We start from the raw sequence: 24,285 nt of genomic DNA on the forward strand, positions 1-24,285 counted from the left end.
CGGATGTCTGACGCGCTCTGGGCGGCCCGACTGGGAGACGGGCTGGAACACACCTCGGTGATGGCCGACATCCTCGGCGGCGTGCTGGAGGTGGCGGCCAACGTCGCCATCGGCGCACTGGCGACGGCTGCGGTGGTCGCGGCGACCGGCATCACGGTGGCCACCGGCGGCCTGGGCGCCTGCCTGCTGGGAGCGGTGGTCGGGGTGATCGTCGGCGTGGTCATGAGCAAGACCGGCGCCGACAAGGGCCTGAGCAGTATGTGCGAGGGCATCGGCAATGCGTTGTTCCCGCCCACGGTACAGGCGACGATCCTGACCGGCTCCACCAACACCCTGACCAACTCCATTCCCGCCGCGCGGGCAGCCGGCACGGCCCCTCCCCCGGCCCCGGCCGGCGGCGCGCCCCACAGCGAGAGCGCCGCCCCCGCCGAGGAAGAAGCGCCGGCCGAGGAAGGCCCCGGTTTCCTCGATATGGCCAAGGGTTTCTTCTCGCAGATGTGGCGCCCCACCGTCGCCACCCCGGGGCCCGGCACGGTGCCCAAGCCGCTGGACCTGGTCACCTGCATGAAGCATCCGCCGATGCCACCGCAGTTTCTCGCCGAAGGTTCGGAGAAAGTCAGCATCAACGGCCAGCCGGCCATACGCAGCGGCGACCGCAGCACCTGCGATGCCAAGGTGGTAGCGTCCGGCATGGTGTCCTCGAACGTGACCATCGGCGGCGGCTCGGTGGTGGTGCGCGAGATCCGCAGCGGCAAGACGCCGGGCATCGGTCTGGCGATCACCGTGCTGATGATGCTCAAGGGCGGCAAGGGGAAGTTCATCAGCAATCTGCCGTGCATGTTGCTGTCGGGGCTCAACTCGTTCGTCGTCAGCCAGGCCACCGGGGCGTTGACCCAGGCCATCGCCGGCTCACCCAACCCGGTCCACGCCGCTACCGGTGCCAAGGTACTGGGTGGCGAGGAAGAACTGGATTTCGCCCTGCCCGGCATCCTGCCCATCGACTGGCAACGGTTCTACAACAGCCGCGATGAGCGTAATGACAGCCTGCTGGGTGCCGGCTGGAGCGTGCCCTATGAAATCAGCGTACGCATCGAGCCACATCCCGAAGGCGGCGAGCGCCTGGTTTATACCGACGAGCAGGCCCGCCGCATCGACATGGGCTCGATCCCCCTGGGCGGCGCGGTATTCAGTGCCGGCGAAAGCCTGGCCGTGCGCCGTAACGGCAACGGGCAATTGCTGATCGAGAGCGATGACGGGCTGTATCGGCTGTTCGAACCGACCCTCGCGGATCCATCGTTGCTGCGCCTGAGCCAGTTGGGCGACCGCAACGACAACCGCATCTATCTCGACTACAGCGAGGCGGGCGCGCTGATCCGCTTGCGCGACACCTTCGACCAGGTCCAGGTGGAGCTGATCTACAGCGCCCGCTGGCCACGACGTGTTAGCCAGATCGAACGCCTCTATCCGGACCAGATACGTGAAATGCTGGTCAGTTACGAGTACGACCACAATGGCGACCTGGCTGAAGTTCGCGACGCACTCGGCCAGGTGCAGCGACGCTTCGCCTATGACGAAAACCGGCGGATGGTCGAACATCAACTGCCCACCGGATTGCGTTGTTTCTATCAGTGGGCGCTGGTCGACCACCGCGAATGGCGGGTGATCCGCCATTGGACCGACGAGGGTGACGAGTACCTGTTCGACTACGATCTGGACAACGGCATCACGCGCGTCACCGATGGCTTGCGGCGCATCAGTACCCGCCACTGGAACCCGCAGCACCAGATCACCGGATACACCGACAACCTGGGACAGACCTGGCAATTCGAATGGAACGACGAACGTCAGTTGCTCGGTGCCACCGATCCCCAGGGCGGGCAATATCAGTACAGCTATGACGAAGCCGGCAATCTCAGCGGCACCGTCGATCCGCTGGGGCGCAGCGAGTCGACCCTGTGGCTGGAACACTGGGCATTGCCACTGGTGGAAACCGATAGCGCCGGCAACAGCTGGCAGTACCAGTACGACCCGCGCGGCAACTGCACCCACGAAATCGACCCACTGGGACAGGTCACCCGCTACCGCTACGACAATCGCGGCCAGGCGGTGGAAATCATCGATGCCAGCGGCAAGAGCAAGACCCTGCAATGGAACGATCTCGGGCAACTGACCGAGCATGTCGATTGCTCCGGCTATGCGACCCGCTTCGGCTACGACCGGCGCGGCTATCTGCACGTGGTCATCGACGCCCTCGGCGAACGAATGACCTACCAGCACGACGCACAAGGTCACCTGTTGCAGAGCACGTTGCCGGACGGTCGCGTCGAACAGTACCTGCGCGATAGCAGCGGACAGCTGACTGGCCATGTCGATCCGGCCGGACACACCACCGCTTATCAGTACGACCGGCGCGGCCAGGTCCGCCAGCGCATCGACGCATTGGGTCGGCAGGTGCAGTTCGGGTATGACGCCTATGGCCGCTTGCAGGCGCTGACCAACGAGAATGGTGAGAGCTATCGCTTTCTCTGGGATGCCAATGATCGCCTGATCGAGCAGCAGGACCTCGACGGCAGTGGCCGGCGTTATGCCTATGACGCACTGGATAACGCGACCCGTATCGAATACGTCCCGGCTCCCTTTGGCAATGGCCTGGCCGTGGTCCCCAGCGCACCGGTCAAGCCCATTGTCCATCAGTTGGAGCGCGACGCGGTCGGACGGCTGGTCGCCAAGATCACCGATGACGGGCACACCGAATATACCTACGACCCCGTCGACCAGCTGACCGCCGTGGTGTTCAGCGACAAGGAGGGCAACGAGCACAAGCTCGGTTTCGCCTACGATGCCCTCGGCCAGTTACTGGAAGAACTGAGCACGGCGGGCAGCCTGCGGCATCACTATGACGAGTTGGGCAACCTGGTCCAGACGCAGTTGCCCGACGGACGCTGGGTCAATCGCCTGTACTACGGCAGCGGCCACCTGCACCAGCTCAACCTCGACGGCCAGGTGATCAGCGACTTCGAACGCGACCGCCTGCATCGCGAAGTGCTGCGTACCCAGGGCCAGATCAGCACCCGCAGCGACTACGACCGCAGCGGTCGGCTGCGTTCCCGGATGCGCCGACCCGCCGGCCCGCCCACGGCAATGCCGGCACCGGCCCAGAAGCATTTCGACTACGACCCCGCCGACAACCTGATCGGTCGCCTCGATCAACAGCCACGGGGCGACCACCGCCAGCTCCTGCACTACGACGCCACCGGGCGCATCCTCGCCAGCCAGGACAACATCCAGGGCCAGAGCGAGACCTTCGCCTACGACGCCGCCGCCAACCTGCTCGACGGCCCGCAACAAGGCACGGGGCTGGTGGTGCACAACAAGCTGCTGACCTACCAGGACAAGCGCTACCGCTACGACGCCTTCGGGCGGATGATCGAAAAGCGCAGTGGCAGCCGGCTCGTGCAACGCTTTGCCTATGACGCCGAACATCGCCTGATCGAAGTACACAACCAGAATGGCGTACGCGAAACCGTTGTGCGCATGACCTATGACCCGCTGGGCCGGCGTATCGGCAAGAGCGAGCACGACAGCAATGGCTATCCGTTGGGCGAGACACGTTTTACCTGGGATGGCCTGCGCCTGTTGCAGGAGCATCGCAATAGCCAGACCAGCCTGTACCTGTATGCCGATAACGGTTATGAACCGCTGGCCCGAGTCGATGGCCTGGGGGCGCAGCAAAAGGTGCGCCATTACCACAACGACCTCAACGGGCTGCCGGAACAACTGACGGAAAACGACGGGCAGACGGTATGGCAGGCACGCTACAAGGTCTGGGGCAACACCCTGGAGGAAGTGCGCGAGCCGTACTATATCGAGGAACAGAACCTACGCTTCCAGGGCCAGTACCTGGACCGGGAGATCGGGCTGCACTACAACACGTTCCGGTTCTATGATCCGGATGTGGGGCGGTTTACTACGCCGGATCCGATTGGGTTGATCGGCGGTTTCAATCTTTACCAGTATGCTCCGAACCCACTGACCTGGTCAGATCCTCTGGGATGGGCGCCCTGGGCGAATGGAAAGTTCGATGAGTGGTTCAACACCGCATCGGTCAAAGATATCAGCAGCAACAAGGAGTCGGTAAGCGCAGCCCTGCGCGGGGCCGGTGGAAAACATGAGATGTTCCCCGTGTCGCTTGCGGCCAAGGCCAAGGAGCTGGGCTTTACCGCTCAAGAGTTGAAAAAATACGTGGTCGACACCGACAGGATTACCTTTACTAACGTTACGGACTCAAAAGGCAGACCCGTACCGGATGGTGGCCATCACGGCAGCCGTGCCGGCAGGCACTTCCACAACAAATTGATTGCCGAGCTGGAAACGGCCACGAGCAAACGGCAGGCCAAAGTGATTATCGCCAGGAATCATAGAAACCATATGAAACTGAGTAGGTGCTTATAAATGTCAAATGAAAACAACAATGTCCATGTCTGGATAGGCAGCAACTTTTCGCCGGAAGCGGAGTACATGGCGTACTTCAAGCTGGATTATTCTGTTGAAGGTGACTTTGACGATCCAAACTACAAACTCTGCGGTTTCTGCAAAGACATCGGCACCCGTTGGTATGACGAAGACTTCATTGGCATCATCCCACGCTGTGACAGCGAAGTTTCGCTGGATGAGATCCTGGTCGAAGCTGCCGTCGATCAAGACGATCTACCTCTGGTAAAAGCTCGCTGCGATGCCCTGGGAATCAAGAAAGCCAATGCCATCTTCTGGTACCAGGATGCAGATCTGGTCCTCAAGCAACCCATCAAGGACAGCTATAACGGCTTGAAATACATTGGTCTGTTCCAGGGTGATTAAAGCAACCCGCCATAAGCTGCTGGCTTTGTCGCTATGCGTGATATGCGCGCCCGCAAGCGCGGCAACCTGGCAGATCTGCCGTATGGAACTACGCATCACCGAGTTAGTGAAACAACCGTACCCGCAGCTACAGGCCCGAATCCTGGCAGTAAGCCCGAAATCGGCTACGGCAGAATGCCCGGAGCAAGGCACGAGCATCACCTTCACCCCGGAAACGAGCGACTATCAGGCCACGCTGCCGCGCAAACGGTGGCCCGGCAAAGGCCAGTCGGTACGTGTCGACTACCGGTATCTGGATGGTATCTGCAAGGGCGATGGCAAGGAGTATGCGTGCCGTATCAGGCACTATCCGGTAGTGGGCCGATAGGTCGGGCTGGAATCGGTGCTGCCGACAGATACCTGAACGACTCCGTAACCGTGGTCTATCCTTCAACCGTCACCAGGATCGTCAACAGGGGAGATGGCGAATGGATGCACGAGAAAGAGCGTTGATGCGGGCCAGCGTGGCGCTGGGGTTGCTGGTCAGCACGTTGAAGAAGCATGACCTTGGCGCCCCGCTGTCCCTGGATGATCCCCTGCTCAGGGACATGCTCGCCCAGCTTCAGGAAAACCTGCGCGAAGCCGAGGCCAACCACGCGGTGTCCAGCGCCATGGCCCCGCTGAACAAGGCCTTCGCCCAGGGCACGCTGCTCAATGCCAGCAACGTCGGCACCCTGCTCAATCACCTGAAGAAGGTCGACGCCCTGCTCAAGGATGCCGGCCACTCCGCGCCGGCCATGAGCGCCTAGCGCAGGCTCAGGCGTTGGCCGGAACGAAGTCCGGACCACCCAGCTTGTCCCGCACCATCAGCGCCGAGCGCATCAACGGGGTCCACATGCCATCCGGGCTGTTCCAGGCCGCGCCCGCCCAGCGGGTATCGGCCACCAGATCGGCCTTGCGGCTTTCCAGTTGGCGCCTGAGCGCCACGGCGACGCTGCCCAGGTCGACATCGAACAGATCGCCATAGGGCCCCTGCGGCTGCTTGCGTTGCTTGTCCTGGCAGAAGCGGTAGTACCAGACCCAGTCATGGGCGATATAGATCGCCCGGTTGCGGTCCGGATAGGTCGCCAGGATCGTCAGCAACGCGGCCACGAAGCGGGTCGCGAAGCTCGCATCATGGGTCTGGCGCCAGTAGGGCAGGATCAACTGGTCGAAGGCCGCCACCACATTCTGTGGCTCATCGTTGTCGACCTTGGCCTCGAGGAAGTAGAACGGCTCGCCCACCAGGAACTTGTCCAGTTCGTCATTGGCCAGTGCCAGCAGCAGCACGTTGTCTTGCGGGTTGCTCATTGGATTCTCACTACATCGTGGGTCGACATCAGGGCGTCGACGTCATTACCGTGGAAGATCGGCACATTATCCAGCACCGCCTCCTGCCTGCCACCGGGATGGGTCAGGCCGCCCGGGCGCCACAGCGAGTTGGCGCCGCCTTCGTTGCCGCTGGGCATCACCACCTTGGGGTTGTCCAGGCTCACCATGTAGATGTCCTTGCCCACCAGCGATCCCGGATCGTAGCCCAATGCCGTCTCCAGCACCGAGACGTCACCGGTCTTCTTGTACTCGGCCACCACGGCGTTGAGATCGGACTTGGCCATGACGAACTTGTTCGGGTTGAACGAAGTGTACTTGGGGTTGGCGATGTCGTCGGGGGTGAACAGGAAGCCGCCGCCCTCGTCGGCGAACACCTTGAGGTGCTTGTCGACGTAAGCGCCATCGAGATAGTCGCTCGCCGGCGGCCGGCTGCCCTTGGGCAGCGCCATGATATCGGCCTCGGTCATGCCCGTCTTGTAGACCGCCGCGCGCGGCTCGGGCGTCTTGCCGATCCGCGCCATCTTCGGTCCCAGGCCCAACAGCGCCATACCCGCGACACCCTGCAACAGGTCGCGGTAACCCGGCCCCAGGCGATCGCCCAGGTCACCCAGCAAGGCCATGCCGCCCATCATCGCCCCGCCGATCACCACGAAACCGGCAAAGGCCGCGGCGCCGGCCATCGCCGCCAGCACCGCCGCCGCGCCCAGGGCCACCAGGCCAAGGGCTTCGAGACCGGTGTGCAACCAGCTTTCCAGATCGAGGACAAACGCCACGGCAATCGTCGGCCCGCCGATAAAGGTATTCGGGCTGCCGCTCTTGATATGCGCCCCGCAGACCATCTTGCTCTGCAGCCGCGCCGCCGGCTTGCCGTTGATATAGACCGAGGCGCTGCCTTCGGCGATCAGCACCGGAAACGGCCAGGTCGAATGGTTCATCGGCAGCCCCGAGCAGGTGGCTGAGACATCGATCCCGGCGCGCATCGCGTTGCGCGTATTGATGTAGACGTTCAGGCTGCCCATGATCAACGCCCCGGTCGTCGGCTCGGGCAGGTTGAAGATGGTGTTCAGGCCCTTGATGATCTGGAACATCGACAGGCCGCCCGCCGCGATCGAACCGGCCATGATCGCCAGCGCCGCACCGCCGGTGGCCACGGTGGCGGCCACCACCGCGGCGCCGATCAGGGCACCGGCCACCGCCCCCGCGACCATCGCGGCCACGCCAAAACCGTGGGCTATCTCGTCGCCGAGGCGGGCAGCGGCCAATACATCCATGGCGTTATCGTCGTCCCGGAAGGCTGGTCAGGCGGTCTGTGGCTGGAGCTTGAGGCTCTGCATCGCCGCCTTCCACGCCGGCTCGTGGTACACGAGGTCGTCCGGCGTGGTGGTCAGGGTGGTGATCAGCACCACGGGTTTGCGGTCGATAAAGACCTGGCGCAGCATCAGCTCGCGGCCCTCGCGTTGCCAGCTGTAATCGAGCAGCGCGGCGGCATGCTCATGCAGCACGAAGTCCCAGCGCTTGACCAGGTTGAAGCCCGGCAACTGCTGCTCGGCGCTTTTCAACTGGGCAGCGACATAGTCGGCGAACACCGCATCGCCCCGGCTCGGATCACGACTGATGACAAAACTGGCTTCCCTGGCACCGCCCACGGCGGGCAGCTTGAAGATATTGATGCTCTGATCCTGCCAGGTATCGGGGATCTCGAGATCGGCTTCCTGAAGACGGTATGCGGTCATGGTACGGGGCGCTTTCCATGCAGATGAGTGACGCGATGGGCCGCAAATCTTCAAGCAATAACTGGTAACAATCAAGGTGCGCCGACCAGGCGTTCACCGGGTCATGACGCCGCTCTCATTTTTGCCGGCAGATCGAAGCCGCGGGCAATAAAAATGGGCACCCGATCCCATCGGTGTGCCCATTTTCCTGTAGCGCTCCCCTTGCTCCGGGAGTCCAGCCTGGTGCTTACGGGTTGACGCTATCTTTGAGCGACTTGCCCGGTTTGAAGGCAACGGTATTGCTGGCCTTGATTTTCACCGGCTCGCCGGTTTGCGGGTTCTTGCCGGTGCGGGCACCGCGATGACGCTGCAGGAAAGTGCCGAAACCCACCAGGGTGACGCTGTCTTTGCGGTGCAGCGCGCCGGTGATTTCTTCGAGAACGGCGTTGAGAACGCGGTTGGCCTGTTCTTTGGTGAGATCCGCTTTTTCAGCGATTGCAGCGGCGAGTTCTGGTTTACGCATAAGTGAAGCCTCTTTGACGGTTTTTTGTTGTTATGTCCGTGCTGTTCTTCCGGAACAGCGCCCAAGGCGCCGCAGGCTCTACTCTGCGGCAGACGGGAGTGAGGATGGCACGGCGCCGGGCCCCGCGCCAGTCTGCCAGCGACCTTTAGCAGGGCAAAAGCAGGGTGTTTGCGACAGAACGCCCGCTATTTACGCCAGCAGCGGTGGGAGTTCTTTGTTGAGGGCCAGTTTTTCCATGACCGCACCGCCGGTCAGGGCGTAGCCGAGCAGGCGACCACTGGCATCGCGGCACAATGCCTTGATGTCCGCACCCTGCCCTTCGACCGTCCACACCCCCTCCATTCCCCGTGGTGGTGGCGAAACGACCAGCGGGCAGACCGGCGTCTTCACCGTGACGGGCATGGCGCCATAGGTCACCGCGGTGGCGTTGCCGGCCAGGGTCTGGGCCAGGGCGCGGGCACAGCTCATCAGCGGCATGACGTACAGCAGGTTCAGGCCGTCGACCTCGGCGCAGTCGCCCAGGGCATAGATATTGGCGTGGGAGGTTTTCAGCTGGCGGTCCACCACTACCCCACGGTTGACCTGCAAGCCCGCCGCCGCGGCCAGGTCGATGCGCGGGCGCAGGCCGATGGCCGAGACCACCACGTCGCAAACCAGGGTTTCACCGTCGGACAGGTGCGCTTCCAGGTGATCGCCGGCGCGCTGCAGGCGGGTCAGCACCGGACCGAGGTGGAAACGTGCGCCGAGGCCTTCCAGGCCGGCCTGCACCGCTGCCGCCGCCGCTGGATGCAGCAGGGTCGGCATGACCTGTTCGCACGGGGCCACCAGGTCGACTTCGTAGCCGCCGAGGATCAGGTCGTTGGCGAATTCACAGCCGATCAGCCCGGCGCCCAGCAGCAGCACGCGCTTTTTACCGGCGGCGGCGGCACGAAACCGGGCGTAGTCTTCCAGGTCGTTGATCGGGAAGATCGCCTCGGGGGCGTCGCCTTCCACCGGCACCCGCACGGTTTCCGCGCCCCAGGCGAGGATCAGGTCGCGGTAGTTCACCGCTTCTTCGCCGATCCACAGGCGCTTGTGGCCCGGATCGATGCCGCTGATGCGGGTGTGGGTGCGGATCTCGGCCTTGAGCTGCTCGGCCATGGCGCCGGGTTCGGCCATGCTCAGGCCGTCGGCTTCCTTGTTCTTGCCGAAGCCGGTGGACAGCATGGGCTTGGAGTAGGAACGCCCGTCATCGGCGGTGATCAGCAACAGCGGGGTTTCGCCGTCGAGCTTGCGAAACTCCCGGGCCAGGTTGTAGCCGGCCAGTCCGGTGCCGACGATCACGACAGGTGCACTCATTCCTTTCTCCAGATCCATTGAGAGGTGTTTAAAAATTGATCAATCAGGCGATTTCGATCATCTCGAAATCCATCTTGCCGACGCCACAGTCCGGGCACAGCCAGTCTTCCGGAACATCCTGCCAGAGAGTGCCGGGTGCGATGCCGTCATCCGGCCAACCCTCGGCCTCGTTGTAGATCAGGCCGCAGACCACACATTGCCACTTCTTCATTTCGCTACCTTCATTTCAATGCTTCCTCGGTTCCCAGGCGTTTTACGGCGCGGACGATCGATGGGTGCAGCGTTGCCGTCCGGCTCAGGGCGTTTTGTACTGATCGAAGCCGGCAGATGCAAGCACGATCGCTAGCAGTGGCCGCCCAAGCGCTCTAATTGGCCGGACACCCTGTGATAAGCTCGCCGCCTCACTGGCTGCCAATCAACTGCCCATCGTGCCGTACAAAGCCCCATTCCCGGCGTCTCCCACCTGGCTCCCACAGAGCCGGCTGGCGACCCCGCCCGACGCCCACACCCTCGACTGGCTGTTCGACGAGGGCTCGCTGACCCGCCGTCTGACCGGACTTTCCGACAATGCCTTCAGTGTCACGCCGCTGTTCGAAGGCTGGCAACCGCTGCGCGACGACGAGTGCAGTGCCCTGGACCTGCCCGCCGCCAGCCTCGGCTGGGTGCGCGAGGTGTATCTGCGCGGCCATGGCCAGCCCTGGGTGTTCGCCCGCAGCGTGGCGGCGCAGAGCGCCCTGCGGCAAGGCGGACTGAACATGGACGAGTTGGGCAGCCGCTCGCTGGGTGAATTGCTGTTCTGCGACCAGGCATTCGAACGCCAGGCCATCGAGGTCTGTCGCTACCCGGCGCAGTGGCTGCCCACGGAATACCGCGTGGATGACCTCTGGGGCCGGCGCTCACGCTTCAATCGCGGCCCCTTGAGCCTGCTGGTGGCGGAAATCTTCCTGCCGAGCCTGTGGCAGGCCGTGAATGCCGACCGGGAGGCCTGCTGATGTACCTGAACCTGCTCAAGTCCATGAACCGCCTGCACCCGCGCGCCTGGGACTTCCTGCAACTGACGCGGATGGACAAGCCCATCGGCATCTACCTGCTGCTGTGGCCGACCCTCAGCGCGCTGTGGATTGCCGCCAAGGGCGCGCCATCGCTGAGCCACCTGCTGATCTTCACCTTCGGCGTGGTACTGACCCGGGCGGGAGGCTGTGCGATCAACGATTTCGCCGACCGCAAGGTCGACGGCCACGTCAAGCGCACCGAGCAGCGACCGCTGGCGGCGGGCCGGATCAGCGGCAAGGAGGCGGTGGCGGTGTTCGCCCTGCTGATGGGCATCAGTTTCCTGCTGGTGCTGTGCACCAACGCGACCACGGTCTGGCTGTCCTTCGGCGCGCTGGCCCTGGCGGCCTGCTACCCGTTCATGAAGCGCTACACCTATTACCCGCAGGTGGTGCTGGGGGCGGCGTATTCCTGGGGCATCCCGATGGCGTTCACCGCCCAGGACGGCAACCTGCCCATGGCGGCCTGGCTGCTGTATATCGCCAACCTGATGTGGACGGTGGCCTTCGACACCTATTACGCGATGACCGACCGCGAGGACGACCTGAAGATCGGGGTGAAATCCACCGCCATCCTGTTCGGCGACGCCGACCGGGTGATTATCCTGACCCTGCAGGGCCTGATGCTCGGCTGCCTGCTGCTGGCCGGCGCGCGCTTCGAGCTGGGCGGCTGGTTCCATGCCGGCCTGCTGGTGGCCGCGGCGTGTTTTGCCTGGGAGTTCTGGAGAACCCGCGACCGCGATCCGCAGCGCTGCTTCCAGATGTTCCTGCACAACCACTGGGCCGGGTTGGCGATCTTTATCGGCGTGGTGCTGGATTACGCGCTGCGCTGACCGGCCGGGTCCGAAGGGACACAACCCGACCCGTGGGAGCCGGCTTGCCAGCGAAGACGATGCAAGCTACGCCACCGCTATCGCCAGCAAGCCGGCTCCTACAGGACGGTGTGTCACCGCCGAACATCGTCAAGCCCGGGACCTTGTGGGAGCTGGCTTGCCAGCGATGACGATGCAAGCTACGCCACCGCTATCGCCAGCAAGCCGGCTCCTACAGGGCGGTGTATCACCGCCGAACATCGTCAAGCCCGGGACCTTGTGGGAGCTGGCTTGCCAGCGAAGACGATGCAAGCTGCGCCACCGCTATCGCCAGCAAGCCGGCTCCTACAGGACGGTGTGTCACCGCCGAACATCGTCAAGCCCGGGACCTTGTGGGAGCTGGCTTGCCAGCGATGACGATGCAAGCTACGCCACCGCTATCGCCAGCAAGCCGGCTCCTACAGGGCGGTGTGTCACCGCCGAACATCGTCAAGCCCGGCTCCTACAGGAGACCGGGTCGGATCAGTGCTTGGCTACGTGCCACATGCCGCCTTTACCGTCGCCATTGATGTCGCCAGGCTTGGTGTCGTCCTTGTAGGTGTACATCGGCTTGCCATCATGCGCCCACTGCATCTTGTTGTCGGCGCGCTTGATCAGTGTCCACTTGCCTTCGGGCTTGGCGCCCTCCGCAGCGATCATCGGTGGCCAGTTCTCGGCACACTTGTCATTGCACATGGATTTGCCGCCGGCGTCCTTGTCAAAGGTGTACAGGGTCATGCCCTTGCCATCGACCATCTTGCCGTCTTTCATCATGGCCGGCTCGGCGGCGAACCCCAGGGTCGGCAGCGTCAATGCCGCCGTTACCATCAGGGCTTTCAGTGAAAACGAAGAATGAGTCATCAGAACCTTCCTTTTGTGGTTGTAGATTCGAACTCCCAGCGTAGCCCATGGAAATGACAATCGTCGGCCTCGCGGAAAAGCTGTCACATGACTGCAATAATTTCGTTATCTAATGCGGCGCAAGACAGTTAAATGACAAGAGGATTAAGGGATATGGTTGGCAGGAGCATTCTGATCGTCGACGACGAAGCCCCGATTCGGGAGATGATCGCTGTCGCCCTGGAAATGGCCGGCTATGACTGCCTGGAAGCCGAAAACTCCCAGCAGGCCCATGCGATCATCGTCGACCGCAAACCTGACCTGATCCTGCTCGACTGGATGCTGCCCGGCACCTCGGGTATCGAACTGGCCCGGCGCCTCAAGCGCGACGAACTGACCGGCGATATCCCGATCATCATGCTCACCGCCAAGGGTGAGGAAGACAACAAGATCCAGGGTCTTGAAGTCGGCGCCGATGACTACATCACCAAGCCCTTTTCCCCCCGCGAGCTGGTCGCCCGCCTGAAGGCCGTGCTGCGCCGCGCCGGTCCGACCGACGGTGAAGCGCCAATCGAAGTCGGTGGCCTGCTGCTCGATCCCATCAGCCATCGCGTGACCATCGACGGCAAGCCCGCGGAAATGGGCCCCACCGAATACCGTCTGTTGCAGTTCTTCATGACCCACCAGGAACGCGCCTACACCCGCGGGCAGTTGCTGGACCAGGTCTGGGGCGGCAACGTCTATGTCGAAGAGCGTACCGTTGATGTGCATATCCGCCGTCTGCGCAAAGCCCTCGGCGATGCCTACGAGAATCTGGTACAAACGGTGCGCGGCACCGGCTATCGGTTTTCCACCAAGGGCTGAGCCGCTTTTCGCGCAATGATTGCTGACAAGGACGCATGTTGAAGTGAATCAAAACTGGCATGGCACCCTGATCCGCCATCTGTTGTTGCTGGTGACCGCCTGCCTGCTGGTCGGCCTGATCAGCGGCTATTACGGCTGGGCGCTGGCTGCCGGCCTGGGGATTTACCTGGGCTGGACCCTCAAGCAGTTGCTGCGCCTGCACGAATGGCTGCGCCAGCACAAACCCGACGAAGCACCGCCGGACGGCTATGGCCTGTGGGGCGATGTATTCGACAGCATCTATCACCTGCAACGCCGCGACCAGCGCGTGCGCGGGCGCCTGCAAGCGGTGATCGACCGGGTCCAGGAGTCCACCGCCGCCCTCAAGGACGCGGTGATCATGCTCGACAGCGACGGCAACCTGGAATGGTGGAACCGCGCCGCGGAAACCCTGCTTGGCCTCAAGACCCCGCAGGACAGCGGCCAGCCGGTGACCAACCTGGTCCGCCACCCACGCTTCAAGGAATATTTCGAGCAGGACAGCTACGCCGAGCCGCTGGAGATCCCGTCGCCGACCAACGACCGCATGCGCATCCAGCTGTACATCACCCGCTACGGCAATAACGAACACCTGATGCTGGTGCGCGATGTCACGCGCATCCACCAGCTGGAACAGATGCGCAAGGACTTCATCGCCAACGTTTCCCACGAACTGCGCACCCCGCTGACGGTGATCTGCGGTTACCTGGAAACCCTGCTGGATAACGTCGAGGAAGTGAACCCGCGCTGGGTCCGCGCGCTGCAGCAGATGCAGCAGCAGGGCGGGCGCATGCAGACCCTGCTCAATGACCTGCTGTTGCTGGCCAAGCTGGAAGCCACCGACTACCCGTCGGACAACCAGCCGGTGCGCATCGACACCTTGCTGCAGTCGATCCGCAACGATGCCCAGGCCCTCTCCGGGCAGCGCAACCAGACCATCACCCTGGAGGCCGACGACAGCGTCCGGCTCAAGGGCAGCGAGGCGGAATTGCGCAGCGCGTTCTCCAACCTGGTGTTCAACGCCGTCAAATACACCCCGGCCGAAGGCAATATCCGCATCCGCTGGTGGGGCGACGAACACGGTGCCCACCTCAGCGTGCAGGATTCGGGCATCGGCATCGACAACAAACACCTGCCGCGCCTGACCGAGCGCTTCTACCGCGTCGACTCCAGCCGCAACTCCAACACCGGCGGCACGGGCCTGGGCCTGGCCATCGTCAAGCACGTGCTGCTGCGCCATCGCGCCCGCCTGGAAATCAGCAGCGTACTGGGCCACGGCAGCACCTTCACCTGCCATTTCGTCCCCGCGCAAGTGACCCGCGCGCACAAAAACAACCTGTCCGCCTGAGCACCGATGGTGCCAGGCCACTAGGCAACCGGCCCATGTGCCGCTACATTGGATGACTTGTGCCTGCCCTTCAGGTACCGAAACACACCTCAAATTGAAATACGGAACCCGTAAAACTCCATCATGGACCCTTCCCCTAGTAGCTTGACCCTCGCCACGATATTCGCCGATTTCGGCATGATTCTCTTTGCTCTGATCCTGGTTCTGCTCAACGGCTTCTTCGTTGCGGCCGAATTCGCCATGGTCAAGCTGCGCTCGACCCGGGTCGAGGCCATCGCCCACAAGAACGGCTGGCGCGGACAGATCCTGCGCACCGTGCACAGCCAGCTGGACGCCTACCTGTCCGCCTGCCAGCTGGGTATCACCCTCGCCTCCCTGGGCCTCGGCTGGGTCGGTGAGCCGGCCTTCGCCCACCTGCTGGAGCCGGTGCTCGGCGCCGTCGGCGTGAACTCTCCCGAAGTGATCAAGGGCGTGTCGTTCTTCACCGCGTTCTTCATCATTTCCTACCTGCACATCGTGGTCGGCGAGCTGGCCCCGAAATCCTGGGCAATCCGCAAGCCGGAACTGCTCTCGCTGTGGACCGCGGTGCCGCTGTACCTGTTCTACTGGGCGATGTACCCGGCCATCTACCTGCTCAACGCCAGCGCCAACGCCATCCTGCGGATCGCCGGCCAGGGTGAGCCCGGCCCCCATCACGAACACCACTACAGCCGCGAAGAACTGAAGCTGATCCTGCACTCCAGCCGTGGCCAGGACCCGAGCGACCAGGGTATGCGCGTGCTGGCCTCGGCCGTGGAAATGGGCGAGCTGGAAGTGGTCGACTGGGCCAACTCCCGGGAAGACCTGGTGACCCTGGACTGCAACGCGCCGCTCAAGGAAATCCTCGCCCTGTTCCGTCGCCACAAGTTCAGCCGTTATCCGGTGTACGACGCCGAACGCAACGTGTTCGTCGGCCTGTTGCACATCAAGGACCTGCTGCTGGAACTGGCGGCCCTGGACCACATTCCCGAGTCGTTCAACCTGGCCGAGCTGACCCGCCCGCTGGAGCGCGTGTCCAAGCACATGCCGCTGTCGCGCCTGCTGGAACAGTTCCGCCAGGGCGGCTCGCACTTCGCCCTGGTGGAGGAAGCCGACAGCAAGGTGATCGGCTACCTGACCATGGAAGACGTGCTGGAAGTCCTGGTGGGCGATATCCAGGACGAACACCGCAAGGCCGAGCGCGGCATCCTCGCCTACCAGCCGGGCAAGCTGCTGGTGCGGGGTGACACGCCGCTGTTCAAGGTCGAACGCCTGCTGGGCATCGACCTGGACCATATCGAAGCCGAAACCCTCGCCGGGCTGATCTACGAAACCCTGAAACGGGTGCCGGAAGAGGAAGAAGTGATGGAAGTCGAGGGCCTGCGCATCATCATCAAGAAGATGAAGGGTCCGAAGATCATCCTGGCCAAGGTGCTCAAGCTCGACTGATACCCGCGGTCCTTGTAGGAGCCGGCTTGCTGGCGATAGCGATCCAGCAGCCGACGTGCCTACCGACTGACACACCGCAATCGCCGGCAAGCCGGCTCCTGCAGCGGCTGTGTATTCAAGTCGGCGGTGTCACTGCCCGCCTACCGCGAAGTTCGGCAAGGCCTCCACCGGCTGGTTGAACTGGTACGGAATCGATACCAGCCCCAGCCCGGTATTGCGCTGCACCACGAAATGCAGGTGCGGCCCGGTGCTGTTGCCGGTATTGCCCGACAGCCCCAGCGGGCTGCCCACCGCCACGTGCTGGCCTTCGCGTACACTGACCGAACCTTGCTTGAGGTGCAGATAGACGCCCATGGTGCCGTCGTCGTGCAGCACCCGGACGAAGTTGCCGGAAGGGTCCGAGCCACGTCCGGACTGGGCATTCTCGGTCTTGACCACCACCCCGCCGCGCGCCGCGATGATCGGCGTGCCCACCGGCATGGCGATGTCCATCGCATAGCGGCTCTTGGCGCCGAAGTGGCTGTAGGGACCGTTCGGCCCCTGGGTCAGGCGAAACGGCCCGCCACGCCACGGCAACGGGTAACGATAGCCCTGGGCCTGCCCCGAGGGATCCCCGAGGGAATAGCGGAACTTGGGGGTATACAGGAACGGCTGCCCGGGCCGGGTCGCGGTGAGCAGCGCCAGGCGCTGGCTGCTGCGGGCCGGCAGCACCTTGCGGATCGGCTGCAACGGCGCGCCGCTGACGTTCTTCAGCGCGCCGAAACCCAGCTCGATCTCCACCGGCGCATACAGGTCGTTGCGCACATAGACGCTGTCGCCCCCTTTCTGCTTGCGGATATCCAGGTGCACCTGGCGTTCCAGGTGCTCGACCATCCGATCGCGGAACACAAACACCTGCGCACCGGGCGCCGGACGATCGCTGTACGAGACCACGCCATTGGCGTCCACGTACTTGTAGATCGTCATGGCCGCAGCCGAGGTGGCGACCATCAACAGGCCGCAGGAAAACAGCAAGCGCAGCAGCATAAGCGGAAATCGCCGAATCGAACGTGAGCGCCAGCCTAGCAGGTGGAGATGGAGCTTGTGTTAATCACGCAGGCATCGGCGACTGTCGGAAAGCAGCGACCAGGGAGACGGACAACGCGGCGCATCAGGCGCACCGCGTTATCAGGCAAAGCCTCAGGCCCCGGGTACGAAGTGCTTCTGGGCGGTGCCGCGGGCGATCAGGCGGGAGATGTAGTCGAGCTTCTGGGCATCCTGGTCGATAAACCGGAAGGTCAGTTGCAGCCAGTCGCTGTCCGGCTTCGGTTCGTGGGCAACGATCGCGTGCAGGTAGCCGTTCAGGCGGGCGATCTCGGCGTTGTCGCCCTGCTCCAGGTCGAGCACGGCGCTTTCGAGCACTTGCGGCAGAACCTCGCTACGGCGCACCACCAGCAAGGCTTCCTTGATGCTCAGCGCCTTGATCACGCATTGCTGGGTGCCGCTGGACAGGCGCAACTGGCCCTGGCCGCGACCACCGGTGGCCGCACTGGCTGCCGGCGCCGCAGCGGGGCGTACCGGCGGGCTGTTGAGCAAACCCTTGCTGGGGGCCGGGGCAGGCGCGGCAGCGGCCGCAGGCACCACCACAGCAGCCTTGCCGCCGGTCAGCGCACTGAGGGAGTCGTTGGCAAAGGCCGAGTTGGCCTTGGTCGGGGCACTGTTCATCAGGGCATCGAGCTTGCCGACCTTGTGCAGCGCCTGCTTGACCTTGGTCAGCAGCTGTTCGTTGGTAAAGGGCTTGCTGACGTAGCCGGACACACCGGCCTGGATCGCCTGCACCACGTTCTCTTTATCGCCACGGCTGGTGACCATCACGAACGGCATGGTCTTGAGGTTGTCCTGGGCACGGCACCAGGTCAGCAGTTCCAGACCGGACATCTCGGGCATTTCCCAATCGCACAGCACCAGGTCAAACGCTTCGCGCGCCAGCAGCGCCTGGGCCTTGCGACCGTTGACGGCGTCTTCGATCCGGATGCCCGGGAAGTAGTTGCGCAGGCACTTTTTCACCAGATCGCGGATGAACGATGCGTCATCCACCACCAACACACTGACTTTACTCATTGACCATTCCTCTAAAAATCCCGGCCAGCATACTGGCTAATGGCTATTTGCCCAAAACTGATGAGTCACGCCGGGACTTTATCGTTCGCGGGTGCGCGTAAAATTCATGCGCCACAAACAAAAACGCCCGACCTAAGGCCGGGCGTTTCTCTCGGGCAATCTTACTTATCGTCAGCTTCGCCGGGAACATTAGCGGTTTCGGACAAGGTACCCTCAACTTCCTGGCGCATGCGCTTGAGGCCCATGTGCCGCACGTCGGTGCCGCGAACCAGGTAGATCACCAGTTCGGAAATATTGCGCGCGTGGTCGCCGATCCGTTCCAGCGAGCGCAGCACCCAGATAATGCTCAGGACCCGCGAGATAGAGCGCGGGTCTTCCATCATGTAGGTTGCCAGCTCACGCAGGGCGGTCTTGTATTCACGGTCGATGATCTTGTCATACTGCGCCACGGACAACGCCAGCTCGGCGTCGAAGCGGGCGAAGGCGTCCAGTGCGTCGCGCACCATGTTGCGCACCTGGTCGCCGATATGCCGGACCTCGACATAACCACGCGGCGCCTCGCCTTCCTCGCACAGCTGGATGGCGCGCCGGGCGATCTTGGTCGCTTCGTCGCCGATGCGCTCGAGGTCGATCACCGACTTGGAGATGCTGATGATCAGCCGCAGATCGGACGCCGCCGGCTGGCGACGTGCGAGGATGCGCAGGCATTCCTCGTCGATATTGCGCTCCATCTGGTTGATCTGGTCATCGATCTCGCGCACTTGCTGGGCCAGGCCCGAATCGGCCTCGATCAGCGCGGTGACCGCGTCGTTGACCTGCTTTTCCACCAGCCCGCCCATGGCCAGCAGGTGGCTGCGTACTTCTTCCAGCTCCGCATTGAACTGCGCGGAGATATGGTGGGTAAGACCGTCTTTATCAATCATCGGGATTCGCTCCGCGAAACAGGCAGCTTTCAGGCTGCACGTTTCAAGCAGTTATGGGTTGATCTGAACTCGCTCGGCTTCCATTGCGCCGCTTCTTGGCCCGCGGCTCGCCACTGCTCCTAGCCATAACGACCGGTGATGTAGTCTTCGGTCTGCTTCTTCGCCGGATTGGTGAACAGGGTATCGGTGTCGCCAAATTCAACCAGCTTGCCCATGTACATGAACGCGGTGTAGTCGGAAACCCGAGCCGCCTGCTGCATGTTGTGGGTCACGATGACAATGGTGAACTTGGATTTCAATTCGTAGATCAGTTCTTCGACCTTGAGGGTCGAGATCGGATCGAGCGCCGAGCACGGTTCGTCGAGCAGCAGGACTTCCGGCTCCACGGCGATGGTACGGGCGATGACCAGGCGCTGCTGCTGGCCACCGGACAGGCCGAGTGCCGAATCGTGCAGGCGGTCCTTCACTTCATCCCACAGGGCCGCGCCCTTGAGGGCCCATTCCACGGCCTCATCGAGGATGCGCTTCTTGTTGATGCCCTGGATGCGCAGGCCATAGACCACGTTTTCATAGATGGTCTTGGGGAACGGGTTCGGCTTCTGGAACACCATGCCGACCTTGCGGCGCAGCTCGGCGACGTCCTCGCCCTTGCGGTAGATGTTGTTGCCGTAGAGGTTGATCTCGCCCTGTACGCGGCAGCCGTCGACCAGATCGTTCATCCGGTTGAAGGTGCGCAGCAGGGTCGACTTGCCGCAGCCGGACGGGCCGATGAAGGCGGTCACGCGCTGCTTGGGGATGTTCATGCTGACGTCGAACAACGCCTGCTTCTCGCCGTAGAACAGGCTCAGGCCGGGGACTTCGATGGCCACGGTTTCGCTTGCCAGGTCCAGGCTCTGTTTGCTGCGGCCCAGGGCGGACATGTTGATGCCGTGGGTATGGGTTTCATGCTGCATGGGTAAACTCCCTGCGCTGACAAATTCATTTCGGAACGCCGCTTCGCGGGCTCCCGGTCAATATCTGGCTGGACGCGGACTACTGTGGGAGCGGGCTTGCCCGCGAAGTTTCTGGCGACCGTGACGGCCCCTTCGCGGGCGAGCCCGCTCCCACAAGCTGCATGCCAACCTGTTAACTATCCAGCGCCTTGTACTTCTCGCGCAGGTGGTTGCGGATCCACACGGCCGACAGGTTCAGCGTGGCGATCACCAGCACCAGCAGCAACGCCGTGGCATACACCAGCGGACGCGCCGCCTCGACGTTCGGGCTCTGGAAGCCGACATCGTAGATGTGGAAGCCCAGGTGCATGATCTTCTGGTCCAGGTGCAGGTACGGATAGTTGCCATCCACCGGCAGCGACGGCGCCAGTTTCACCACACCCACCAGCATCAGCGGCGCCACCTCACCGGCGGCGCGGGCCACGGCGAGGATCATGCCGGTCATCATCGCCGGGCTGGCCATCGGCAGGACGATCTTCCACAGCGTCTCGGCCTTGGTCGCGCCCAGGGCCAGCGAACCTTCACGCACGGTGCGGGGAATCCGCGCCAGGCCTTCCTCCGTCGCCACGATCACCACCGGCACCGCCAGCAGCGCCAGGGTCAGCGAGGCCCAGAGCAGGCCCGGGGTACCGAAGGTCGGCGCCGGCAGGGCTTCGGGGAAGAACAGCCGGTCGAGCGAACCGCCCAGCACGTAGACGAAGAAGCCCAGGCCGAACACGCCGTAGACGATCGCCGGAACGCCCGCCAGGTTGTTCACGGCAATGCGGATCACCCGGGTCAGGGTGTTCTGCTTGGCATATTCACGCAGGTACACCGCCGCCAGTACGCCGAACGGTGTCACGATCATCGCCATGATGAGGGTCATCATCACGGTACCGAAGATCGCCGGGAAGATCCCGCCCTCGGTGTTGGCTTCACGCGGGTCGTCGCTGAGGAATTCCCAGACCTTGCTGAAGTAGAAACCCACCTTGGTCATGGTGCCCATGGCGTTCGGCTGGTAGGCATGGACCACCTTGCCGATGCCGATCTCCAGTTCCCTGCCGTTACCATCGCGGGCCGTCAGGCTGTCGCGGTTGAACTGGCTGTGCAGGTCGCCGAGGCGGGCCTCGATGGCCTGGTAACGGGCATTGAGCTCGGCCTTCTCGGCATCCATGTCGGCCTGGGCAGTGGCGTCGAGCTTGCCTTCAAGCTCGAGCTTGCGGCCATGCAGGCGAATCCGCTCGAGGCCGGCGTTGATCGCGCCGATATCGGTTTTTTCCAGGCTCTTGAGCTGCTTGGCCAGGTCGTTCACACGGTCGATACGCGCCTGCAGCTCAGGCCAGGCGGCCTGTCCTTCGGCGATGATCTTGCCGTTTTCCTTGACGTTGACCAGGGTGCCGTAGAAGTTGCCCCACTCACGACGCTCGACGGTCATCAGATCCGCCGGTGTGCTCTGGTCGGTCAGCCACTCGCCGACGACCCAGGTGAAGTCGTTGCCGTTCAGGTCGCGGTTACCGACCTTGATCAGTTCCCGGGTCATGAACTCGGGACCCTGATCCGGCACCGGCAGGCCGGCCGACTTGAGACGCGCACGCGGCACTTCTTCCTTCTGCACCACTTCGCCGACCACGACCTGGGCGGTCTGGCCCGGCACGCTGTATTGGGCGTGGACCACGTCCGCCGGCCAGAAGTGGCCCAGGCCACGAACCGCAATCACCGCCAGCAGGCCGATGGTCATGATGACTGCGATGGACACCGCACCACCGCTGATCCAGACGCCAGGGGCGCCGCTCTTGAACCAACTGTTCAGGGAGTTCTGTTTCACAGACTTCTACCTTTATTAAAGCGACGAGTATTTCTTGCGCAGACGCTGACGAATCAGTTCCGCGAGGGTGTTCATGATGAACGTGAACAGCAGCAGCACCAGTGCCGAGAGGAACAGCACGCGGTAGTGACTACCACCCACTTCCGACTCCGGCATCTCCACCGCCACGTTGGCCGCCAGGGTGCGCAGGCCTTCGAACAGGTTCATCTCCATCACCGGGGTGTTGCCGGTGGCCATCAGCACGATCATGGTCTCGCCGACGGCACGGCCCATGCCGATCATCAGCGCCGAGAAGATACCCGGGCTGGCGGTGAGGATCACCACCCGCGTCATGGTCTGCCATGGCGTGGCGCCCAGGGCCAACGAGCCCAGGGTCAGGCCGCGCGGCACGCTGAACACGGCGTCTTCGGCGATCGAGTAGATGTTCGGGATCACCGCGAAACCCATGGCCAGGCCGACCACCAGGGCGTTGCGCTGGTCGTAGGTGATGCCCAGGTCGTGGGAAATCCACATGCGCATGTCACCGCCGAAGAACCAGGTCTCCAGGTGCGGGCTCATGAACAGCGAGAGCCAGCCGACGAACAGGATCACCGGGATCAGGATCGCGCTTTCCCAGCCATCCGGCACCCGCAGGCGCAGCGACTCGGGCAGGCGGCTCCAGGCGAAACCGGCGACCAGGATGCCGATCGGCAGCAACATCAGCAGGCTGAAGATCCCCGGCAGGTGCCCTTCGACATACGGCGCCAGGAACAGACCGGCGAAGAAGCCGAGGATCACCGTCGGCATCGCTTCCATCAGCTCGATCACCGGCTTGACCTTGCGGCGCATGCCCGGGGCCATGAAGTAGGCGGTGTAGATCGCGGCGGCGACGGCCAGCGGTGCGGCCAGCAGCATGGCGTAGAACGCGGCCTTCAGGGTCCCGAAGGTCAGCGGCGACAGGCTCAGCTTGGGCTCGAAGTCGGTGTTGGCGGCGGTCGATTGCCAGACGTACTTGGGTGCGTCGTAGTTCTCGTACCAGACCTTGCTCCACAGCGCGCTCCAGGAAACTTCCGGGTGCGGGTTGTCGAGTTCCAGCGGCTGGATCTTGCCACCCTGCTCGACGATCACCCGGTTGGCCCGCGGCGACAGGCCGAAGATACCCGGACCGTCGACCACCTGGTCCACCAGCAGCGTGCGGTGCGCGGTACTGTGGAACACACCGAGCTTGCCGGAGGCATCCAGGGCGACAAAGCCCTTGCGACGCTCTTCGGCAGTGATCTCGACGATTGGCGTGGTGCCCATCTGGAAGCTGCGGATCGGTTTCAGGCGCAGCTCGCCATCCGGGTCGCGGGCCATGAACCACTGGCCGAGACCACCCTTGGAGTCACCGATGATCAGCGAGATACCGCCCACCAGTTGCGTACTGGCGGTCACTTCGGTGTTGGCATCGTCCAGCAGCTTGTAGCGACCGTTCAGGCTCTTGTCGCGCAGGCTGAACACGTCGGCCTGGGCGCGCCCGTTGATCACGTACAGCCATTGCTGGCGCGGATCGATGTAGATGGCTTTCACCGGCTCGGTCATCTGCGGCAGATCGATGCTCTTCTGCTCGCTGGTGACCTCGCCGGTCATCATGTTCTCTTCCTTGGTCAGCGCCAGCACGTGCAGTTGCGCACCGTTGGAGCCCACGGCGACCAGTGTCGTTTCGCTGGCGTTGAGGTTCACGTGCTCAAGCGCGTGGCCCTGGCCATCGAGGGTGATCGGGGTTTCGCCGTAGGGGTATTCGACCGCCGGGGAAATGGTCTTCTTGCCGTCCGGGTACGTCACTTTATAGGTGTGACGGAACACCAGGGCCTGGCCATTGGACAGACCGACGATAACCAGCGGGATGCCCGGCTGGTCCTTGCTGATGGAGGTCACCTTGGTGCCCGCCGGAAGCGGCAGGTTGACCCGCGACAGTTCAGTGGCATCGGCAACGGAGAAGAACAGCACCTGCCCCTGGTCGGAAACCCGCATGCCCACCTGATTCTGTTCTTCCAGGGAGATCATCAGGGGGTTGCCGGCATCGCGCATCCAGGCCGGGGTAATGGCTTTTTCCGCGGTCAGCGAAGCGCCCTGGAACAGGGGCAGGACCACATAGGCGAGAAAGAAGAAGATCAGCGTGATCGCCGCCAGGACGGCCAGGCCGCCGACAAACACATACCAGCGGGTCAGGCGGTCCTTGAGCGCGCGAATGCGACGCTTGCGCTTGAGTTCAGGCGTATTGAAGTCAA

22 protein-coding genes are annotated in these 24,285 nt (G+C 63.2%); 9 read left to right on the plus strand and 13 right to left on the minus strand.

The genetic code is table 11. From position 1 onward, the window contains the following. Positions 1 to 3: 3 nt before the first annotated feature. The 4 genes from KI243_RS32150 (at position 4) to KI243_RS32165 (ending at position 5,645) form a co-directional block, all read left to right on the plus strand. The gene (locus tag KI243_RS32150; protein WP_244861800.1) at positions 4 to 4,452 is read left to right on the plus strand and encodes an RHS repeat-associated core domain-containing protein; all 4,449 of its coding nucleotides are present in this window, start codon (positions 4 to 6) and stop codon (positions 4,450 to 4,452) included. After that, positions 4,453 to 4,857: an immunity 22 family protein gene (locus KI243_RS32155; protein ID WP_017125585.1), complete on the plus strand. Its 405-nt coding sequence runs from the start codon at positions 4,453 to 4,455 to the stop codon at positions 4,855 to 4,857. It abuts the gene before it with no gap. Positions 4,858 to 4,939: 82 nt separating this feature from the next. Then, positions 4,940 to 5,224, plus strand: a complete 285-nt coding sequence (locus KI243_RS32160) for a hypothetical protein (RefSeq protein ID WP_348529725.1) — start codon at positions 4,940 to 4,942, stop codon at positions 5,222 to 5,224. Positions 5,225 to 5,324: 100 nt separating this feature from the next. Further along, positions 5,325 to 5,645 carry a hypothetical protein gene (locus KI243_RS32165; RefSeq protein WP_244861801.1) on the plus strand — a complete coding sequence of 107 codons (321 nt, stop codon included), beginning with the start codon at positions 5,325 to 5,327 and terminating at the stop codon, positions 5,643 to 5,645. Between the two features lie 7 nt (positions 5,646 to 5,652). Here the strand turns inward: KI243_RS32165 and KI243_RS32170 are convergent, their stop codons facing one another. The 6 genes from KI243_RS32170 to KI243_RS32195 all read right to left on the minus strand — a co-directional run bounded on the left by KI243_RS32170 (position 5,653) and on the right by KI243_RS32195 (position 9,991). Beyond that, positions 5,653 to 6,186, minus strand: a complete 534-nt coding sequence (locus tag KI243_RS32170) for a hypothetical protein (RefSeq protein WP_017125588.1) — start codon at positions 6,184 to 6,186, stop codon at positions 5,653 to 5,655. Continuing rightward, entirely contained in the window at positions 6,183 to 7,478 is a 1,296-nt protein-coding gene (locus KI243_RS32175) for a PAAR domain-containing protein (protein WP_017125589.1), read from the minus strand. The genes KI243_RS32170 and KI243_RS32175 overlap by 4 nt, the downstream gene beginning before the upstream one ends. 27 nt (positions 7,479 to 7,505) lie before the next feature. After that, complete coding sequence (locus tag KI243_RS32180; RefSeq protein ID WP_017125590.1) at positions 7,506 to 7,940, minus strand: DcrB-related protein; 435 nt, start codon at positions 7,938 to 7,940, stop codon at positions 7,506 to 7,508. A 226-nt stretch (positions 7,941 to 8,166) separates the two neighbouring features. Beyond that, positions 8,167 to 8,442, minus strand: a complete 276-nt coding sequence (locus KI243_RS32185; RefSeq protein WP_003213368.1) for an HU family DNA-binding protein — start codon at positions 8,440 to 8,442, stop codon at positions 8,167 to 8,169. Positions 8,443 to 8,631: 189 nt separating this feature from the next. Beyond that, a complete protein-coding gene (locus KI243_RS32190; RefSeq protein WP_177108477.1) occupies positions 8,632 to 9,780 on the minus strand; it encodes an FAD-dependent oxidoreductase in 1,149 nt (382 codons plus the stop codon). 43 nt (positions 9,781 to 9,823) lie between these two features. After that, positions 9,824 to 9,991 carry a rubredoxin gene (locus KI243_RS32195; protein ID WP_017125592.1) on the minus strand — a complete coding sequence of 56 codons (168 nt, stop codon included), beginning with the start codon at positions 9,989 to 9,991 and terminating at the stop codon, positions 9,824 to 9,826. Between the two features lie 217 nt (positions 9,992 to 10,208). Here KI243_RS32195 and KI243_RS32200 point away from each other — a divergent pair, with 217 nt between their 5' ends. Both KI243_RS32200 and ubiA read left to right on the plus strand, forming a co-directional pair. Then, positions 10,209 to 10,772: a chorismate lyase gene (locus tag KI243_RS32200; protein WP_017125593.1), complete on the plus strand. Its 564-nt coding sequence runs from the start codon at positions 10,209 to 10,211 to the stop codon at positions 10,770 to 10,772. Beyond that, the gene (gene ubiA, locus KI243_RS32205; protein WP_017125594.1) at positions 10,772 to 11,662 is read left to right on the plus strand and encodes a 4-hydroxybenzoate octaprenyltransferase; all 891 of its coding nucleotides are present in this window, start codon (positions 10,772 to 10,774) and stop codon (positions 11,660 to 11,662) included. The genes KI243_RS32200 and ubiA overlap by 1 nt, the downstream gene beginning before the upstream one ends. A gap of 501 nt (positions 11,663 to 12,163) precedes the next feature. Here ubiA and KI243_RS32210 read toward each other — a convergent pair. Continuing rightward, positions 12,164 to 12,541, minus strand: a complete 378-nt coding sequence (locus KI243_RS32210) for a hypothetical protein (protein WP_017124188.1) — start codon at positions 12,539 to 12,541, stop codon at positions 12,164 to 12,166. A 153-nt stretch (positions 12,542 to 12,694) separates the two neighbouring features. On the opposite strand from KI243_RS32210, the gene phoB reads away from it, so the two are divergent. The 3 genes from phoB to KI243_RS32225 all read left to right on the plus strand — a co-directional run bounded on the left by phoB (position 12,695) and on the right by KI243_RS32225 (position 16,217). Beyond that, positions 12,695 to 13,384: a phosphate regulon transcriptional regulator PhoB gene (phoB, locus tag KI243_RS32215; protein WP_003176964.1), complete on the plus strand. Its 690-nt coding sequence runs from the start codon at positions 12,695 to 12,697 to the stop codon at positions 13,382 to 13,384. Positions 13,385 to 13,427: 43 nt separating this feature from the next. Next, positions 13,428 to 14,750: a phosphate regulon sensor histidine kinase PhoR gene (phoR, locus tag KI243_RS32220; RefSeq protein WP_017124187.1), complete on the plus strand. Its 1,323-nt coding sequence runs from the start codon at positions 13,428 to 13,430 to the stop codon at positions 14,748 to 14,750. 123 nt (positions 14,751 to 14,873) lie between these two features. Beyond that, entirely contained in the window at positions 14,874 to 16,217 is a 1,344-nt protein-coding gene (locus KI243_RS32225) for a hemolysin family protein (protein ID WP_042934555.1), read from the plus strand. A gap of 129 nt (positions 16,218 to 16,346) precedes the next feature. On the opposite strand, the gene KI243_RS32230 is transcribed toward KI243_RS32225, so the two are convergent. The 6 genes from KI243_RS32230 to KI243_RS32255 all read right to left on the minus strand — a co-directional run bounded on the left by KI243_RS32230 (position 16,347) and on the right by KI243_RS32255 (position 24,085). Continuing rightward, a complete protein-coding gene (locus KI243_RS32230; RefSeq protein WP_017124185.1) occupies positions 16,347 to 17,243 on the minus strand; it encodes a peptidoglycan DD-metalloendopeptidase family protein in 897 nt (298 codons plus the stop codon). A 153-nt stretch (positions 17,244 to 17,396) separates the two neighbouring features. Next, positions 17,397 to 18,317 carry a response regulator gene (locus KI243_RS32235; RefSeq protein ID WP_177118208.1) on the minus strand — a complete coding sequence of 307 codons (921 nt, stop codon included), beginning with the start codon at positions 18,315 to 18,317 and terminating at the stop codon, positions 17,397 to 17,399. A 161-nt stretch (positions 18,318 to 18,478) separates the two neighbouring features. Beyond that, a complete protein-coding gene (gene phoU, locus KI243_RS32240; protein WP_017124183.1) occupies positions 18,479 to 19,240 on the minus strand; it encodes a phosphate signaling complex protein PhoU in 762 nt (253 codons plus the stop codon). 119 nt (positions 19,241 to 19,359) lie between these two features. After that, positions 19,360 to 20,193: a phosphate ABC transporter ATP-binding protein PstB gene (pstB, locus tag KI243_RS32245; RefSeq protein ID WP_017124182.1), complete on the minus strand. Its 834-nt coding sequence runs from the start codon at positions 20,191 to 20,193 to the stop codon at positions 19,360 to 19,362. Positions 20,194 to 20,365: 172 nt separating this feature from the next. Beyond that, positions 20,366 to 22,036, minus strand: coding sequence for a phosphate ABC transporter permease PstA (gene pstA, locus KI243_RS32250; protein ID WP_017124181.1), 1,671 nt, complete (start codon positions 22,034 to 22,036; stop codon positions 20,366 to 20,368). 15 nt (positions 22,037 to 22,051) lie between these two features. Next, on the minus strand, positions 22,052 to 24,085 hold the full coding sequence (locus KI243_RS32255) for an ABC transporter permease subunit (RefSeq protein ID WP_177118229.1): 2,034 nt from the start codon (positions 24,083 to 24,085) through the stop codon (positions 22,052 to 22,054). Between the last annotated feature and the right edge of the window lie 200 nt (positions 24,086 to 24,285).

The organism is Pseudomonas sp. Ost2 (genome assembly GCF_018326065.1).
Taxonomy (GTDB): Bacteria; Pseudomonadota; Gammaproteobacteria; order Pseudomonadales; family Pseudomonadaceae; genus Aquipseudomonas; species Aquipseudomonas gingeri.

Coding starts and splice junctions, on each gene's coding strand:
- KI243_RS32225 (WP_042934555.1), top strand. CDS start 14,874: ATGGACCCTTCCCCTAGTAGCTTGACCCTCGCCACGATATTCGCCGAT.
- KI243_RS32230 (WP_017124185.1), bottom strand. CDS start 17,243: ATGCTGCTGCGCTTGCTGTTTTCCTGCGGCCTGTTGATGGTCGCCACC.
- phoB (WP_003176964.1), top strand. CDS start 12,695: ATGGTTGGCAGGAGCATTCTGATCGTCGACGACGAAGCCCCGATTCGG.
- pstB (WP_017124182.1), bottom strand. CDS start 20,193: ATGCAGCATGAAACCCATACCCACGGCATCAACATGTCCGCCCTGGGC.
- KI243_RS32155 (WP_017125585.1), top strand. CDS start 4,453: ATGTCAAATGAAAACAACAATGTCCATGTCTGGATAGGCAGCAACTTT.
- KI243_RS32255 (WP_177118229.1), bottom strand. CDS start 24,085: ATGCGCGATGCCGGCAACCCCCTGATGATCTCCCTGGAAGAACAGAAT.
- KI243_RS32235 (WP_177118208.1), bottom strand. CDS start 18,317: ATGAGTAAAGTCAGTGTGTTGGTGGTGGATGACGCATCGTTCATCCGC.
- ubiA (WP_017125594.1), top strand. CDS start 10,772: ATGTACCTGAACCTGCTCAAGTCCATGAACCGCCTGCACCCGCGCGCC.
- KI243_RS32210 (WP_017124188.1), bottom strand. CDS start 12,541: ATGACTCATTCTTCGTTTTCACTGAAAGCCCTGATGGTAACGGCGGCA.
- KI243_RS32165 (WP_244861801.1), top strand. CDS start 5,325: ATGGATGCACGAGAAAGAGCGTTGATGCGGGCCAGCGTGGCGCTGGGG.
- KI243_RS32175 (WP_017125589.1), bottom strand. CDS start 7,478: ATGGATGTATTGGCCGCTGCCCGCCTCGGCGACGAGATAGCCCACGGT.
- KI243_RS32180 (WP_017125590.1), bottom strand. CDS start 7,940: ATGACCGCATACCGTCTTCAGGAAGCCGATCTCGAGATCCCCGATACC.
- KI243_RS32150 (WP_244861800.1), top strand. CDS start 4: ATGTCTGACGCGCTCTGGGCGGCCCGACTGGGAGACGGGCTGGAACAC.
- KI243_RS32170 (WP_017125588.1), bottom strand. CDS start 6,186: ATGAGCAACCCGCAAGACAACGTGCTGCTGCTGGCACTGGCCAATGAC.
- KI243_RS32160 (WP_348529725.1), top strand. CDS start 4,940: ATGGAACTACGCATCACCGAGTTAGTGAAACAACCGTACCCGCAGCTA.
- KI243_RS32185 (WP_003213368.1), bottom strand. CDS start 8,442: ATGCGTAAACCAGAACTCGCCGCTGCAATCGCTGAAAAAGCGGATCTC.
- KI243_RS32195 (WP_017125592.1), bottom strand. CDS start 9,991: ATGAAGAAGTGGCAATGTGTGGTCTGCGGCCTGATCTACAACGAGGCC.
- phoU (WP_017124183.1), bottom strand. CDS start 19,240: ATGATTGATAAAGACGGTCTTACCCACCATATCTCCGCGCAGTTCAAT.
- KI243_RS32190 (WP_177108477.1), bottom strand. CDS start 9,780: ATGAGTGCACCTGTCGTGATCGTCGGCACCGGACTGGCCGGCTACAAC.